This is a genomic window from Indolivaga macrotermitis, assembly GCF_900128985.1.
Lineage (GTDB): Bacteria > Bacteroidota > Bacteroidia > Bacteroidales > Dysgonomonadaceae > Dysgonomonas_A > Dysgonomonas_A macrotermitis.
The window spans coordinates 1-17,883 of record NZ_FQUC01000024.1; the positions used below are offsets into that span (position 1 = coordinate 1).

Consider the following 17,883-nt stretch of genomic DNA (forward strand, 5'->3'; position numbering starts at 1 on the left):
GATGTCTTCAATACGGAGAACGAATCCTTTATGCAGGAAACACGCCTGATGGAGAACGAGTATTCGGTCAATCTGCCGACCCGTTTTTTCTATAAGAAAAAGTGGAACAAGGGCTGGATAAATGTAGTCAACCCCTTCCGGGCTACTATTGTGCTGGGTACTCCGGGTTCGGGAAAGTCATATGCCGTAGTCAACTCGTTTATCAAGCAGCAGATTGCCAAAGGCTTCGCCCTTTATTGCTACGATTACAAGTTCGATGACCTGAGTACTATTGCCTACAACGAATTATTGAAGAACATGGATAAATATAAGGTAACACCGAAATTCTATGTCATCAACTTCGATAATCCGGCAAAGAGCCACCGGTGCAACCCAATAGCCCCGGAATTTATGACCGACATCTCGGACGCGTATGAAGCTTCGTATACAATAATGTTAAATTTGAACAAAACGTGGATTCAAAAGCAGGGGGACTTCTTTGTGGAATCGCCTATTATCCTGCTGGCGGCTATTATCTGGTATCTCAAAATATACGAAAATGGCAGGTATTGCACTTTCCCTCATGCTATTGAGTTTCTGAATAAGAAATATGCGGATATATTCCCGATTTTGACTTCTTATCCCCAGTTAGAGAACTACCTGTCTCCCTTTATGGACGCTTGGGAAGGAGGCGCTGCTGATCAGTTGATGGGCCAGATAGCATCCGCTAAAATCCCCCTGTCCAGGATGATAAGCCCACAGCTCTACTGGGTAATGACAGGCAATGATTTTACATTGGACATCAACAATCCGAAAGAACCGAAGATACTTTGTGTGGGTAATAATCCCGACAGGCAGAATATTTATTCGGCTGCACTGGGCTTGTACAACAGCCGTATCGTAAAGCTGATAAACAAGAAGGGAATGCTAAAATCTTCGGTTATCATCGATGAGTTGCCGACTATCTATTTCCGGGGGTTGGATAACCTGATCGCTACTGCCCGCAGTAATAAAGTGGCTGTCTGCCTGGGATTTCAGGATTTTTCGCAGCTCAATAGGGATTATGGGGATAAAGAGTCAAAAGTTGTGCAAAACACGGTCGGCAATATATTCTCGGGTCAGGTAGTAGGTGAATCGGCCAAAACATTGTCGGAACGCTTCGGTAAGGTATTGCAGAAGCGTCAATCCATGACTATCAACAGGCAGGATAAATCGACATCAATCAGTACGCAGTTAGATAGCTTGATTCCCGCCAGTAAAATATCCAACCTGACGCAGGGCATGTTTGTCGGGGCTGTATCGGATAACTTCGATGAACGGATCGAGCAAAAGATATTCCATTGTGAAATTGTAGTGGATAATGCGAAAGTGGCGGCCGAAACGAAGGCGTATCAGAAAATCCCTGTTTTAACCGACTTTATGAATGTGGAAGGGGTTGATACGATGGAGCAGGAAATTCAGGAGAATTATACCCGGATTAAGACGGATGTGGGGCAGATTGTGAAAAATGAACTGGAAAAACGGAACATCAAAAGAATCCAAACAAATTGATTTATCTATCAGATCTTTAGAGTTTTGCGTTTTCATTTCTTTGGATTTTATATTTAACTTGGCAGTCCATTTTTAACTTTAATAAAAATAAATCTCATGGACTTGCTAGAATTAAAAACCAAGTATCCTCTTCTTATTTCTTATATGGAAGACCATAATTACAGTCGGCAGTATATAAGACATATCAAGAATGAAAGCCTGTGGATTCTGAGAGAATCCGAAAATTATCATTGGAAAACATACGATGATGTCTATCAAACGTGTGTTGAAAAGTACACCAACAAACATACGTTGAATTATAAACGCAATATGTTATTGGTTATCAAACTGTTTGTCTTAGAATCTGTAGTACCTGACGGTTCAATACATGCACATAAGTCATCGTATTATGACGGCTTATGTGCTGAATTTAAGAATCTTATAGATGTGTATCGTAGTGTGATAAAATCGAACTACGCAGAACCTTATCATTATCATAAAAGCTATGAATGTTCAGTATGCTCTTTTTTATCACGATTACAAAAACAGGGAGTATTTTCACTTGAGTGCATAACCGAAAAGAATGTGATTGATATTTTCATTAACGACACCAAGCTTTCTCAGAGTTACCATTTCAAAAGAGAAACAGCATGTGTGTTTAAAATTTGTGCCCCTTTCTATCCGTCAGGAATATGCTCAAAAATCTCATCCTATTTGCCTGAAGCACGAAAGACAAGGAGGAACACACAATATCTCACTAAAGAAGAGGTCGAAAAGATCAAGTTTGTATTGGAAAACGATCCGTCCCTTTCTCTGCAAAATAGAGCTATCGGTTTGCTAGTTTTTTATACGGGATTACGCTGTTGTGATATTGGAGCACTTACATTCGATCAAATAGATTGGGAGAGTGATTTAATCCGTATTATTCAGCAAAAAACCGGAATGCCACTGGTTCTTCCATTGCGGGCGATTGTTGGCAATGCCATTTTCGACTACATAACAAAGCAACGACCCAATTCGTCTGAAAACACAGTGTTTTTAACGGTAAAAGTCCCATATAGAAGACTACAAAGCCCTAATTTGTATACAATTTGTGTAACTATTATGAAGAAAGCTAATATACGGAATCGTCCGTGCGACAAAAAAGGTTTTCATCTTTTCCGGCATCACTTGGCAACATCGCTCTTGGAAAATGGGGTGGAGCAACCTATTATTAGTCGAACCATGGGACATCAATCTCCGGAATCTCTTGACACATACCTGGGAGCTGATTTCATTCATCTGAAAGAATGTGCTTTGAGTATTAAATGTTTTCCTATAAAAGAGGAGGTGTTCAATGGTATTTAAATCTTTTTTATCAGAAATCCTAGATGGTTACATCGCTTACAGAAAAGCTTCCGGTCGTGATAGCGTCAGTTATTTATTGAATGTCCGCCATTTTGATCGCTATTGCGTAAGGGAGTACCCTTCTGCAAAAGCACTTTCCCAAACAATGGTTGACCGTTGGTGTAAAAAAAGAGATACGGAAACCACTAACTCGTGTATATCAAGAATTTATCCTGTACTCTGTTTTTTGCGTTATGCTAAGGCAAGAGGGCTGATAGATATAAATATACCAACAGCACCCCAATCTATTCCAAGAACCTATATACCACATGCTTTTACAGTAGAGGAACTACAAAATTTCTTTCACTCATGTGATTCTATTAAAGCTAAATATGGATTGATCGGGAAAATACAAAAAATTACAGTCCCTGTGTTCTTCCGACTTTTATACAGTAGTGGAATACGAACTACTGAAGCGAGATTGTTGCGCAGGGAAGATGTGAATTTGGAGAATGGTGTTGTCAATATAAGATACTCCAAAGGCTACAATCAACATTTTGTTGTACTTCACGATACAATACTGGATTTAATGAAAAAATATGATGTCGCCATATCGAAAATAATTTCTGACAGAACTTTCTTTTTCCCGACAAGGTCGAATAAAGGTTATCCAAGCAGTTGGGTAACCCGTATTTTTAGAATATGCTGGTATGAAAGCAATAAAGCCAGTGCAATAGCCTATGAATTAAGACATCATTATGCGGTGGAAAACATTAATGGTTGGATTGGTCAGGGATTAACGACTCATATGAAACTATTATCATTAAGCAAAAGTATGGGGCATACTAATGTTGAAAGCACCAAATATTACTATTTTTTTGTTCCGGGTCTCTCGGATATTATTGAGGATGCTACGGGAGATACGTTTGATCAAATAATACCAAATCTACAGAACGATGAAGAAAGTCACCAATGAGGCTCTCCAGATAGCCAAACACATACATGACTGGATTTGTGTATATACCGCATCAATACAATCATGCAGCCCACACACTGTAAGAAGACACACGATCACACTGTCATTGTTTGCCGACTTTCTGGAAAAGGAAAAAGGGATTGATTCTCTATCCCTGACAGGCAAATGTTTTTCACGCAATTACATCGAAGAATGGATTTTATGGATGAAAAACAAACGAGATTGCAGCGGAGAAACATGTAATGTTCGTTTAACTTCTATCAGAGCCTTCTTGAAATATCTGGCAGGAAAAGATATCTCATATCTTTCACTATATCAAAATGCAATGCTGGTTCCAAGACAAAGAGTTGTTAGGAAAAAAGTAACAGGTATGAGTAAAGAGGCTATGAAAGCCCTGATGTCTATACCTGATGTTTCAACAAAAACTGGCCAGCGAGATTTGGTCTTATTGGTTGTCCTTTACTGTACCGCAGGCAGGATAGATGAAATTTTATCAATAAAAATCAATCAGTTGCATCTTGGTGCAAACAAACCTTATATTACGGTTATTGGCAAAAGACGTAAAATAAGGACTTTGTATATTCTACCGAAAGCTGTGGCTCATTTGAAAAAATATTTGAAAGATTTTCATTCGACAGAGCCAAATCCGGATGCTTACTTGTTTTATTCAAGAAATAAAGGTGTAATGGGTAAGATGACTCCCGAAAGTGTAAATCAACAGTTAAAAAAATATGCAGCCCTTGCACATCATATTTGTAGTGATGTTCCGATTAATTTACATGCACATCAAATCAGGCATGCAAAGGCTTCACACTGGTTAGAAGATGGAATGAATATCGTACAAATCTCATTTTTACTTGGACATGCAAACTTGGAGACAACAATGACTTATCTGGACATTACGACCGAGCAGGAATCTAAAGCATTAGCCACGCTGGAAGATGAAAACAAACAGCATATCCCTAAAAAATGGAAAACTGATTCCGATAGTCTTGCTTCATTTTTAGGACTCAACAAAATCGCAAAAAGGTAAAATGTAATCCAAACTTAAATCTGGTTATTTATACTGATATTCAATCGCATACAGGCTTAAGTTTGGATTCTTTTGATGTTCCGATTTTCCAGTAAATCCAAACTTTCGGATTTATTAGAACGGATTAGTAATGATGACAATCTTAAACATTTGATGAAAAGTTAGTTATTGTAAAAAAAGAGGAAGAACCGGATATTAGATTAGACATCCCGGCTCTTCTCTCTCTTTATCTTATCTGAAATTGACTATTTTAGTGATTCGTGATAATTATCTTTTTGCGTTCAGCCCCTTTTTTGTGTTCAATATATACTTGGAAAACTCTCCCTTAACATTTGACCATTGTATATAATCATCGAACGAAGGAAATAAGACCATTCCGTTACTGGTAACTTTCCATACCAAAAGGCTTCGCCGGCATGAGTTGCTACACTTCATATCCGGCTACAAAGCAAATTTAGGCGATAACGGGGCAAAAGTATGGACACCCCACTGCGTTCTGTTATCCGTACGCTTGCTCGCAATCAACAAACTCATTATTCGTTTTTTGTCTTATTATTTTTCTTTATTAAGTACTGAAGTATATCCAATTGCTCATCCTGTTGGTTGACATGCTTTTCCAATTGTTCGGCATATTCTTTTGGAGAGACACCGAAATATTTTTTAAACGCAGTGGAAAAGTTTGACTGGCTCGTATATCCTACTGCATATGCAAGCTGGGATACATTTACTTGTTGTTCTTTCAATAACTGGGCAGCTTTGGTTAGTCTCACGTTTCGGATAAGTTCACCCGCTGAAATACCGGCTATTTCTTTTAAACGTCGATGAAGTTGTGCGCGGCTTATCCCTATCTCCTGTGTTATTTTTTCAACTGCAAGTTCTTGATCTCCTATATGCCGGTCAACCACTTCCATAATTTTCCGTATCAGTTCCATATCATTGTCTTTTACATCCAATGAGGTTGTACTGTTATCCTGCGGATGTTTTCCTGCGAATTTCCCTTTTAACCGTAAGCGATTATTAATTAAGTTAGCCACTATAGCGTCAAGTTCATCTATATTAAAAGGTTTAGGCAGATATATATCTGCTCCTTTCTCAAATGCAGTTATACGATCAACGTGTTCGGTTTTCGAGGTAAGTAAAACTACGGGAATGTGACTGGTCTCATAATTGTTTTTTAAGGTTCTTAGCAGTTCGAAGCCATCCATTTCGGGCATAATTACATCCGAAATGATAATATCCGGATGGTATTTCAATGCCATTTTTATGCCTTCTTTCCCATTACACGCAATGTGCATCCGATATAACTTTTCCATTTCTTCGGTTATATAATTACGTATTTCTTCTTCATCGTCTACTATAAGTAATGAAAAGTTTGTTCGTTTCCTTTGTTTAGCATCAGGGGTTTCTTTGCTGTCCGCGTAATTACTTCTCGCTTCCGAGATAAACGGAGTTGTTTCGTTGGTAGCCATTTCCTTTTCGCGCAGATGTTGATTACCCAACGGTAGACATACAATAAAGTCACTTCCGCTTCGATCTGTCCGGTTTTTTACTTCAATGGTTCCATGATGCAGATGCACCAGCAGGCGGCAGAGATTCAGTCCTATGCCGAACCCTGTAAGACGAGAGGCGGTTGCCGGTTTCTGTATCTGGTAGAAACGTTCAAATATTTTTTTCTGCTCATCCGGTTCGATACCCGTCCCTGTATCCATGACTTCAATACATACGCAGGATGATTTATCTTTTATGGATGGAATGCCTATGCGGACAGTAACTTCTCCGCCATCCGGCGTATATTTCAGTGCGTTTTCCAAAAGGTTTAGGAGTACCTTGTCAAAGTTCTGCGGGTCAATCCATGCTTTGATATCTTCATCATAGTGTTCGAATGTCAGTTTAATATTTCGTTTTTTTGCCTGATCTTTCAGATATTGTATTTGCTCGTGAACAAAGGAGACAAGGTCCATTTCGGAAAAGACAAGCCTCATCTGCCCCTTATCAATCTTACGTATGTCAAGTAACTGATTCATCAGACGAATAATCCGGTTGGTGTTTCGGTGTATGGTAGTCAGGGCTTTCAGAGTAATCGGGTCTTGTTCCCGTTTAAGAAGAGCCTCAAGGGGACTTATGACAAGAGTCATTGGTGAACGTATTTCATGGGCAATATTGATAAAGAATTGCAACTTGGCTTCGTTTATTTCATCACGGCGCCGTTTTTTCAATACATAAAGAAATTGCAGAATCATAGCAACGACGATCAGAAGATATATAGCTTTTGCCCATCCTGTTTGATACCATGGCGGTGCAATCATTATTTTTACCTCTTTCATTTCTGATTTCGCATTGTTCTCACAGGCGCGAAGTTGTAACGTATAGTCTCCTGGAGGTAGATTATGGTATATAATCTCATGATTGCCAGATGCCGTGGCATTCCATTTGCCGTCAAATCCGGAAAGACAATACTCATAGTATATATTTTCAGGCGGACGGAAGTCCATTGTCGACAAGTCAAAAGCCAGTGTATTATCATAATAGTTCAGGCTAATGTCTTCGGCAAAATTAATAGCCCGGGTGATTACTTGCTGTTTCCCCGACAATGTGGTTACATTTACTTTCTTCCCATTGATATACATATTGGTGATTGTGACAGGTTTAAAAAAATGGGGAAGCATAATCTTTGCTGGATCAAAATCTGTTATACCTTTATGTCCTCCAAAATATATATGCCCTTCATCATCCCGACATCCGACCGTATAATAAGTATTGTCTTGCAATCCGTTACCTGCATAGTAGCAAACGATTTTCTGCCCCTCGTCCATGATTTGGTTTATGCCGTTAAGGGTACTACACCAGATATTTCCCTCTGCATCTTCCTGTAAATTGCAGATTACATCATTCGATAATCCGTCTGTAATGGTAAAGCATTGCAAAGTCCGCTTCCCTAGAGTGTATTTATATAATGCATTTTTGGTTCCGATCCAAATGTTTCCCTTATGGTCTTCAAGCAATGCTTGGCATATTTCAGAAGACGGTACATTATCGAAAGGCAAGGTGACAAATTTTTTCTTATGCGTGTCATACATGTTTATACCGGTATGATGACCAATCCAAAGCATGCCACGACTGTCGCGTAGCAATACGTTGATCCAGTCGTTGTTCAAGCGAAGTTCTTTATGTCCGTTCTTTTCATTATTCTCAAACGTATATAATTCATGCGTTCCCGGATGATAACGTTTCAGGCCTTTCCCAAAAACTGATAGATATATATTACCTTGTTCGTCATCTGCGATAGCGTTGATCCATTCACCGGATAAAACAGGTACATGCGTCACTTTGGGGTCGCCTACCCGCCAAGTAAACAAACCTCCAAAGTATGTACCGATCCAATATGTCTGATTACGATCAGCAAAGATGGCCCGGACACTTGTTGGAATAGGCACTTCTTTTTTTCTGTAACTCTTTTTGTCGAAACACACGAGAGCTTGTGTTGACATGAATCCGCACAGTATTGCATCGGGTGTAGAAACGATGGCTGTGATAGGCTGGAAATTGTCTGTAGGTATGCCATGATGACGGAAAGACGTTTCTTGCCTGGAATATTTTATTAATCCGAAGTGTGCGTATGAAATCCACAAATTATGTAGTTTGTCTTCCATTATCATGTTGCACATACCATTCTTTCCTACATAATCCGGCAATTGGGCACCTATTACCGCTTGTATCTGCTTCATCCCGGATATAATATATTTTAATCCTTGTCCATTTGTTCCCAGATAAATGGTGCCATTCTGTGCTATATACATTTTTACCAGATATGTAGAACCGGTATTTAGTATTTCCTCAAAGTGTGGATTTCCGTCTATATCTTTCAGTCGTAACAACTTTACTGAAGTTGCCACATAAAGTGTACTGTCCGCGGACTGCCCAATGCCCGAAACCTGTTCATTTAAAATCAGCTTGCCTACAGACAGATTTGTTCGTGTATCCACGTTGGCACAAACAAGCCCTTTGTTGTTGCCTAACCAGATACGCCCTTCGGTATCTTGATAAATACAGGTGTAATAACCTTCATGATACATGTCATTAAGCCACTTGACGGGAAATGCGCTATGAGTTTTTACATCGACTTCCCAAACCCCGCGTCCAGAAGTGATGAACCATATTTGACCGTTACGCAGATGCACTATGCCCGTTACGGAAACAGCATATTCCGTATGGATAGTAACGAAACTGTCCATGTCAGGATCATAATATTGCAGCCCGTTATTTGTGCCAACCCAAAGCCGCTTATCACGATCGGTTAGCAGCGATTGAACAACATTATTCAGTAGGGATGACTTGTCTTCTTTCCGATGGTTATAGCGTATGAAGTGTATGCCGTCAAAGCGGTTCAAGCCATAATCAGTACCTACCCATACAAAGCCTGTGCTGTCTTGAGCTACGATATTGATCTTGTTGCAGTTGAACTGACTTAAATCGTAAATACGAGTATTATCAGCCAACGTAGGAAAAATCCCCATTAAATTAATAATGATAATCAGCAAAAAAAATTTCATGTGTATTGTTTTTCTTATGCGAAGAACAAATCTAATAAAAAATAAGTGAATGGTAAAATACAGAATAAGGTATGTGACGCCAGAGTATAAATAAGTTACACAAAAGTTATATGTGAGATGAATTCAAATACATATGCAACATTTGGGGCAGTTGTGTAAAAAAACCATCCTAACTTTGTAATGTTTCTTTTAAGAGGCGTAGAACCATCTTAAAAATAAGGAGCAGAATATAAATTGTTTAACCTATAAATGAAGTAATGCCTATGGAAAAGTCAAGTTAGCCTTAAATAAAATGAGATTTTGCATGCTCATCTTCTTTCTCCAAATTTTCTAAGTTGTTAATTATTTTTTAATATTATGAATTATATCAAATTTAAGTTTATTGTTTTATTATGTCTGATGTCCGTATGTGCATCTGCACAGAATATAGTGATAAAGGGCGTGGTGAAAGACACAAATGGCGAACCGATTATAGGTGCCAGCGTGTCGCAAAAAGGTACCACCAATGGTATCATCAGTGATATCGACGGGAACTTTTCTCTTAATGTTCCCAGGAATGCGATGTTGGTTGTTTCTTATATAGGGTATGTATCTCAGGAAATCCTGGTGAACGGGCAACCTTCATTAACAGTTGTGCTGGAGGAAGACACCAAGGTACTCGGAGACGTGGTTGTTATCGGATATGGCACGCAACGCAAAGAGGCTGTAACAGGTTCAGTAGCATCTATACGTGGCGATGATATACGTCAGATCCAGACAGGCAATTTTTCCTCTGCATTGCAAGGCCGCGTGGCAGGCGTGGAGATGCAGCAAACGTCTTCCAAACCGGGATCATCTATGCAAATACGTATTCGTGGTATACGTTCGCTGAATGCCAGCAACGACCCATTGATTGTATTGGACGGTATTCCATTTGCAGGCAGTATTTCGGATATTAATCCAAGCGACATCAAGAGCTTAGACATTCTGAAGGATGCTTCGGCTACGGCTATCTATGGTTCCCGCGGCGCTAATGGTGTTATGATAATCACTACTCATAAGGGCTATAAGGATCAGAAGGCGCAGGTAATCTACAACGGATATTATGGCATCAAGATAGCCAAGAAGTACCCGATGATGAACGGCGAGGAGTTCTTGGCTCTGCGCAAGGCGGCAAATAAATTCCAGACTATGCATGATGAAACCGAAGACACGAGCACTGACTGGCAGGAACTACTCTACCAGACGGGCATTACAACCAGTCACGACATCAACGTGACAGGCGGTGGCAAGACAAACAATTACAGTTTCTCTACGGGCTACTTCAACGAACAAGGTGTAATCCCCACACAAGCGTACACCCGTCTCTCGCTCCGCGGCTCGCTCGATCAGGAAGTGGGTAAATATATTAAGGTGGGATTTGTGACGAACAGCACTTACAACGTCACCGAAGGCGGACAGTTGGGACTGTATGGAAGCCTTAGCAGAAGCCCCCTCATCAATCCTTATAATGAGGATGGCACGCTGAAGAGAGTGGTCAGCACACAGCAAGACGCCAACGCCTTTGTGATCACCAAGAGCGTAATAGAAGACCTCGCCGACCACTGGCTACAGCAGAACAAAGCGTTCGGTTCATACAACAATATCTACGGCGAAGTAAAAGCCCCGTGGGTGGAAGGGCTGAAATACCGTATCAACCTCGGTTTGAACTTCCGCATGGGCAATAACGGCGCATTTACTGGACAAGGCGTGAACAACGGCCTTGAGACAAACCCGTCCACCGCCTCCATCGGCAATTCGCTCACCACGAGTTGGGTGATGGAAAACATGCTGACTTATGATCGTACTTTCGGAAAGCATAGCATAAATGCCGTGGGCATGTACTCCGCCGAGCAGACCACCTACAACCGCTCTGCCGTTTCTGCAAGGGATATTCCGGCTGAATATTTCCAGTACTACAATCTGGGCCACGCAGCGGGCGAAATCACCGTCAACCCAAGTAATCAGGACTACCAGCAGTACGGGCTGATGTCATACATGGGCCGCGTGATGTATGGCTATGACGATAGGTACATGGTAAGCGTAACGTTCCGGGCAGATGGATCAAGCCGTTTAGCAAAGGGACACCAGTGGCATACTTACCCTGCCGTATCTCTTGGCTGGAACCTTCACGAAGAAAACTTTATGGAAGGTTTCAAATGGCTTGACCAGGCAAAACTGCGCGTGGGATATGGCGAAACATCCAATCAAGCTGTTGATCCGTATAAAACCCTCGGACTGCTCGCCACGCGCCCATACAACTTCGGCAACGACGACTACGCCACGGGCTATTACGTGAGCGAACTGCCCAACACCAACCTCGGCTGGGAGTATTCACAGACGTGGAACTACGGGTTGGACTTCTCGCTACTCAATCGCCGCATCTACGGTACATTCGAATATTATGTGCAGAACACCAAGGATGTACTGCTTTCCGTGTCGCTACCGGGCACTGCGGGCGTAGGTTCGTATATGGCCAACATTGGCGCTACTCAGAACAAGGGCTGGGAACTCTCACTGAACGGAGTCATCTTCGAGAACAAAAACGGCTGGAGCTGGGATGCCGGCATCAACCTCTACAGTAACCGCAACAAACTCGTGTCGCTCGCCTCAGGCGCAGAACGGGATGAAGCCAACTGGTGGTTCGTCGGTCACCCAATAGATGTCGTCTATGATTACGAAAAAGTAGGCCTCTGGCAAGAGAGCGAAGAAGCAGCGAGGAAAATCGCCGAGCCGGACGGCAACGCCGGTATGATCAAGGTAAAATACACCGGCGACTACGACGCCAACGGCCTGCCCACACGCGCCATCGGAACCCAAGACCGCCAGATTATCAGCATGGAACCCAAGTGGCAGGGCGGATTTAACACCCGCGTGGCTTACAAGGACTTCGACCTCAGCATCGTGGGTGCCTTCAAAAGTGGCGGTATCCTTATCTCCACCCTCTACGGTAACACGAGCAATTTTAATAATCTGACCGGACGCCTCGGTAATGTGAAGGTGGACTACTGGACACCTGAAAACACCGGCGCCAAGTACCCCAAGCCGGGAGGTGTCGGTGGCGATTATGCAAAGTATGGCAGTACGTTGGGACGCTTCGATGCCTCGTACCTCAAGATACGCACCATCACGCTGGGCTACAACGTACCCAAATCGTTCACCAACAAGTGCGGCATCAGCAATCTGCGCTTCTATGCCACCGTACAGAATCCGTTCGTCTTTTTCTCGCCCTACTACGACGAGAGCGGATGCGACCCAGAACCAAACTCCTACGGAAACGAAAATCAGGCAATGACCAACCAGTTGAAATCACGACTGCTCGTTGTCGGCAGCAATGCGCCCAATACTACCAACTATATGTTTGGACTTAACTTAACGTTCTAAACTATTAAAAAGATTAAGATATGAAAAAGATAATACATAGAAATCTTCTTTTGGGAACTGTGCTTGCTTCGCTGTTCCTCACCGGATGCTCGGACGTACTGGACGAGCAACCACGCAGTAACTATGACCCTACGTTCTTCACTACTAGGATCGGTGTGGAGGGCGGTGTCACCTCTATGTACGCCCACCTGCGCTACATCTATGGCGGGTATTACTACACTGCACTAGAACACGGCACCGATGAATACACCGTTGGAAATGTCGGCGACGGCAACAACAAGGCTATGGATCTCTCCATCACTTCTGACGGCCAGCCTGTGGGCACCCTCACCAACTCCAGCAGCCGTAGTGATGTCCTTTGGGTAAACTCTTTCAGTAACATTAATACCGCAAGTGGCGTGATTGAAAACGGCGGAGCAGCTGGCGTGTCCGATGCTCTGATAGCCGAAGCACGTTTCTTCCGTGCCTACGACTACTTCCAGCTTGTACAGACTTTTGGCGGTGTACCCCTCGACCTCGGCTCCGGCGAACTGAAGTTCAACAGCACACCCAGCCGTACCAGCGTACGCAACACCGTGCCCGAAGTCTATACTAAAGCCATCTTCCCCGACTTGAAACTTGCTGTGGAACAACTACCCGAAACTCCGCGTCGCACCGGTACGGTGACCAAGACCACCGCCCGCTTCTTTCTTGCCAAGGCATACCTCACCTACGCATGGTGGCTGGAGAACCCCGGAGACATCCCGACCTATCCCGAAACTCCGCGCAACGACCCCGATGGCAAGAGCGCGGCGCAATACTACCAGCTGGCGTATGACACCGCCCTTGAAGGCATCGCCAATCCTGGTCCCTACGGATTGCAGCCCACTTATTACGATGTACACCTTGGTTCCAATGACCGCAACTCCGAAGTGTTGCTCTATGCCGACCACACCGAAACTAGCGAATTCTACAATGGTGCTAGTTTCTCTTATGAAGACCCAGGTAAAGCGGGAAATTGCATCGTTTGGTTCGTCACTTGTAACTACCAAGACTTGGGCGGAGGACTCCTGCAGCGTGAAGTAGCACAGGCCTTCGGCCGCCCGTGGACTCGCATGGCACCTCCTATCGGCGTATTCGAGAACACCTTTGCTGACAAGACCAACGACTCCCGCTTCGACGGCACCTTCGTCACCGTATGGCGTGCCAATTGGGCGAAAGGAACTGATAAGTCTGAAACGAAGACAGCCGCCAATGGCCTGCCCGTACGTATGGGCGATGCTGTCCTCAGCTTCCTGCCTGCCGAAGAGTGCGAGGGACTTACCTACGGTAGCAGCGTAGGCGGAACTATCCCCGGACGTGCCGACTACATCATTTCGCTCGCTAACTACAACAATAAATATTACCCCGGACTTTGGAAGATCGGTCCCTACCGCACCGACAACAACGGTGGTCTTGGACAGCCCAACGCCCCCAGCACCCGTCCGTGGAACCTTGCCTACTTCTCTGATTTCTTCCTCACCGCCGCCGAAGCAGCCGTGAAAGGAGCTACTACAAAAGCTGTCAGTGGCATCTATGCCAACGATGGTACCCCTCGTGGACTGGTGAACATCATCCGTGCCCGTGCAGGCAAATGGCGCTGGAACAACAACGGCAATAAAGAAAAGACTGAAGACAACAGCGCAGCCATGACAGCCGCTACGCCCGCCACTATCACCATCGACTACATCCTTGCTGAACGTAGTCGCGAATACTTCGGCGAAGGCGTCCGCTGGTTCGACCTCGTGCGCACGCAGAAGTGGGCAGAAGTAGCTGGCACATTCAAGATTGCCGGAAGAATACAAGGATCAACACCCTCGACCGACCACATGGTACAGACTTACGAGCGCAAGATCGAGAAGTGGCACTACCTCCGCCCCATCCCTACCGGCCAGCTCAACGCGCTTGAAGGAGACGAGGCATACAAAAAAGCTTATCAGAATCCGGGATACAATTGATCTTTTAATAAGGTTTTAGGGTAATAAGGTTGTAAGCCGCAGACAAGGCTAACGCTTAGTCTGCGGTTTTTTTCTTTTCGACCGACCTTTACGTCTTTATATATGACCATACAACAAAAAGATACTTGCTGGCGGAGGTACTCGTGTTCGGCACGCTGGTAAACCTGACGGGGACACCTATGGAGAGTTCCGATAGCAAATCGCTGAAATTGGTCGAAATAACGGTTTTATAAGACAAAGAAACAACTATAAAATGAATAGAATAAAAAAAATAATTTTATTATCGGTGTTTCTTGTAACGATACTTTCATTGTCGGCACAGGAAGTTAACAAGTATGACTGTAAACTTGCACAACAAGAGCATTCCAGTTTTTTTGGCGTTGAAAAGTTTGTTTTCAATGAAGCTGTCGACGGATATTTCCCTTTGGCGAATAACGGAATGCCTGCAAACGTGATTTCAGACGAGGACGACAAAGGCGTACAACGTGCTGTGGGCGATTTGTGCGAAGATATTTTCAGGGTGACCGGATACCATCCGTTGACATTTAAACCTAATGCGGTGGTGATAGGCACAATAGGCCAGTCGAAAATTATCGACCGCCTTGTTTCGGAAGGGAAAATAGACGGCAGCCAGTTACGCGGGAAAACCGAGAAATACATAATCACCACGCTGAAAGATGAAAATATCAACTTCGCCGACCATATCATGGTGGTGGCAGGCAGTGACAAACGAGGAACCATTTACGGTATTTACGAAATTTCCCGTCAGATAGGCGTATCTCCGTGGTATTGGTGGGCCGACGTTCCTGTCAGACATCAGGCGAATCTGTTTGTGAAACCGGGTGTTTATACTGACGGAGAACCGCAGGTACGTTATCGCGGCATCTTCATTAACGACGAAGCACCGGCATTTCAGGGTTGGTGTAAGGAAAAGTTTGGCGGCGTAAACTCAAAGATGTACGAACACATGTTTGAACTCATTCTGCGCCTGAAAGGCAATTTCCTCTGGCCTGCTATGTGGGGAAATATGTTCTATTACGATGATCCGCGCAACGGAGAACTGGCCAATGATATGGGAATAGTCATCGGTACCTCGCATCACGAACCCATGGGACGCGCCCACGAAGAATGGAAAGTATTCGGTTCGGGCAGTTGGAACTATCAGACTAATTCCACTGTTCTCGATAAATTCTGGAAAGGCGGAATGGAACGTATGAAGAATTACGAAAAGATAGTCACCATAGGTATGCGTGGCGACGGCGATGAAGCTATGAGTCCCATGCCGAACCTTTCACTGCTCGAAAACATCGTGAAAAGCCAACGGCAGATTATCCAGAATGTGACAGGCAAAAAAGCCGAAGAAACTCCGCAGGCGTGGGCTTTGTATAAGGAAGTACAGGATTATTATGACCGGGGAATGCGTGTGCCCGACGACGTAACGCTTTTGCTCTGCGACGACAACTGGGGGAATGTGCGTAAATTACCCGATATCGACGCTAAACCGAGGAAAGGCGGTTATGGAATGTATTATCATTTCGATTATGTGGGCGCTCCGCGAAACTGCAAATGGCTTAATGTCAGTCAAATTTCCCGTACTTGGGAACAAATGAATCTGTGTTATACGCACGGGGTACGTCAAATCTGGGTGGTAAATGTCGGCGACCTCAAACCCATGGAATATCCCATTTCTTTTTTTCTGGACATGGCCTGGAATCCCAAACGTTTCCATGCCCAAAATCTAGAACAATGGAACGAACAATGGTGCACTGAACAGTTTGGGGAGAAATACGCCAAAGAGGCCGCCCGTCTGATGAATCTTCACACGCAGTACGCCACCCGCGTAACACCCGAATTACTTACTTCTACAACGTACAGCCTGGATAATTACGAAGAATTTGAACGGGTGCTGAACGATTATCGTTCGCTTGCCATCGACGCTTTCCGTATTTATAACCTGTTGCCTGCCGATGCAAGAGATGCTTTCGACGAATTGGTGCTTTTCCCTGTAAACGCAGTTTGCAATCTCTACGAAATGTACTATGCAGTGGCGATGAATGGTTTTTACGCTGCAAAAAATGATTCCCGGGCCAATGCTTTTGCCGATAAAGCGAAAGAATGTTTTGCCCGCGACGCTCAACTTACCGAGCACTATAATAAAGATATTGCCGACGGAAAATGGGCGCATCAGATGGACCAGGTGCGTATCGGTTATACGCAATGGAATGACCCTGCCACCAGCATCATGCCAAAAGTGGAATATGTGCTGCGTGAAGTCCCCAAAGAAAAGATCTTTATTGAAAAAGACAAATACATCTCCATCGAAGCGGAGAATTTTGCGAAGTCAAACGGCAACGGACAGATACATTGGGAAGTAATTCCAAACCTGGGTCGTACAAAGTCTGGTGTAACCACCATGCCTGCCAATGCTTATCCTAAGGATGTTGACAATATCTACATCGAATATAACGTCCGAACCCAAACTGACGGCGAGGCAACTGCAAACATCTGGCTTGCTCCTACTTTGAACTTCAATGCGAACAAAGGTCTTCGATTCGCTCTTTCAGTGGACGGTGGCACGGAAACAGTCGTAAATTTCAATGGACACTATAAAGGTGAACTTGGCGACTGGCAAGGTTACCGCATTATAAAGTCCGCTACGAAACTCAATTTTGGAGAATCGGGCAATCATACATTGCGTATCAGAGTTCTCGAACCTGGAATTGTGTTTGAGAAAATCATGCTTGACTTTGGCGGCTTGAAACCGACCTATCTCGGTGCACCCGAAAGCGAATACAAATAACGCTTTAACAAATGCCACAGTCCACGCATAGATTTACCCGGCGCAAGATAATATTTCTGCTTGCAATTATCATATCCATATCATTTCCGGGGACGGTGGAGCACGATCAATTAGTCGCTTTCTGTCTCAGTAATGCTTCAGGTGTACAAGTTGGTCCCAGAAACATACATTTGGTCAAAATAAAAAAGAATTGACAATAAATATTGTCTGTGCATACTTGGTCCATTTTGCCGAGGATGGATGTTCAGATGATAATAACGAAAATAATAATACCGCTTTCCTGCAAAGGACCTCTCTGTGTTGAATGCGGC

Annotated in this window: 8 protein-coding genes; 7 read left to right on the plus strand and 1 reads right to left on the minus strand. The window is 43.7% G+C overall.

Annotated features, from left to right (window positions below; all coding sequences use genetic code 11):
* The 4 genes from mobC to BUC12_RS18980 all read left to right on the plus strand — a co-directional run.
* The coding region (mobC, locus tag BUC12_RS18965; protein ID WP_073357344.1) for a conjugal transfer protein MobC at positions 1-1,530 on the plus strand (1,530 nt) is incomplete at its 5' end.
* 96 nt (positions 1,531-1,626) lie between these two features.
* Positions 1,627-2,856: a tyrosine-type recombinase/integrase gene (locus BUC12_RS18970; protein WP_062184748.1), complete on the plus strand. Its 1,230-nt coding sequence runs from the start codon at positions 1,627-1,629 to the stop codon at positions 2,854-2,856.
* Entirely contained in the window at positions 2,846-3,811 is a 966-nt protein-coding gene (locus BUC12_RS18975) for a tyrosine-type recombinase/integrase (protein WP_062184745.1), read from the plus strand. The genes BUC12_RS18970 and BUC12_RS18975 overlap by 11 nt, the downstream gene beginning before the upstream one ends.
* Positions 3,792-4,844, plus strand: coding sequence for a tyrosine-type recombinase/integrase (locus tag BUC12_RS18980; RefSeq protein ID WP_062184742.1), 1,053 nt, complete (start codon positions 3,792-3,794; stop codon positions 4,842-4,844). The genes BUC12_RS18975 and BUC12_RS18980 overlap by 20 nt, the downstream gene beginning before the upstream one ends.
* A gap of 533 nt (positions 4,845-5,377) precedes the next feature.
* Here the strand turns inward: BUC12_RS18980 and BUC12_RS18985 are convergent.
* Positions 5,378-9,394 carry a hybrid sensor histidine kinase/response regulator transcription factor gene (locus BUC12_RS18985; RefSeq protein ID WP_062184738.1) on the minus strand — a complete coding sequence of 1,339 codons (4,017 nt, stop codon included), beginning with the start codon at positions 9,392-9,394 and terminating at the stop codon, positions 5,378-5,380.
* A 357-nt stretch (positions 9,395-9,751) separates the two neighbouring features.
* Here BUC12_RS18985 and BUC12_RS18990 point away from each other — a divergent pair, with 357 nt between their 5' ends.
* From BUC12_RS18990 to BUC12_RS19000, 3 genes are all read left to right on the plus strand, one after another.
* On the plus strand, positions 9,752-12,796 hold the full coding sequence (locus BUC12_RS18990; protein ID WP_062184735.1) for a SusC/RagA family TonB-linked outer membrane protein: 3,045 nt from the start codon (positions 9,752-9,754) through the stop codon (positions 12,794-12,796).
* A 20-nt stretch (positions 12,797-12,816) separates the two neighbouring features.
* The gene (locus tag BUC12_RS18995; RefSeq protein ID WP_062184732.1) at positions 12,817-14,772 is read left to right on the plus strand and encodes a RagB/SusD family nutrient uptake outer membrane protein; all 1,956 of its coding nucleotides are present in this window, start codon (positions 12,817-12,819) and stop codon (positions 14,770-14,772) included.
* Between the two features lie 253 nt (positions 14,773-15,025).
* Positions 15,026-17,572, plus strand: coding sequence for a glycosyl hydrolase 115 family protein (locus BUC12_RS19000; protein ID WP_082141953.1), 2,547 nt, complete (start codon positions 15,026-15,028; stop codon positions 17,570-17,572).
* Positions 17,573-17,883 lie beyond the last annotated feature (311 nt).

What these genes read in the sequence shown, in the direction of transcription:
- BUC12_RS18970 (WP_062184748.1), top strand. Translation starts at nt 1,627, where the DNA reads ATGGACTTGCTAGAATTAAAAACCAAGTATCCTCTTCTTATTTCTTAT.
- BUC12_RS19000 (WP_082141953.1), top strand. Translation starts at nt 15,026, where the DNA reads ATGAATAGAATAAAAAAAATAATTTTATTATCGGTGTTTCTTGTAACG.
- BUC12_RS18985 (WP_062184738.1), bottom strand. Translation starts at nt 9,394, where the DNA reads ATGAAATTTTTTTTGCTGATTATCATTATTAATTTAATGGGGATTTTT.
- BUC12_RS18975 (WP_062184745.1), top strand. Translation starts at nt 2,846, where the DNA reads ATGGTATTTAAATCTTTTTTATCAGAAATCCTAGATGGTTACATCGCT.
- BUC12_RS18995 (WP_062184732.1), top strand. Translation starts at nt 12,817, where the DNA reads ATGAAAAAGATAATACATAGAAATCTTCTTTTGGGAACTGTGCTTGCT.
- BUC12_RS18990 (WP_062184735.1), top strand. Translation starts at nt 9,752, where the DNA reads ATGAATTATATCAAATTTAAGTTTATTGTTTTATTATGTCTGATGTCC.
- BUC12_RS18980 (WP_062184742.1), top strand. Translation starts at nt 3,792, where the DNA reads ATGAAGAAAGTCACCAATGAGGCTCTCCAGATAGCCAAACACATACAT.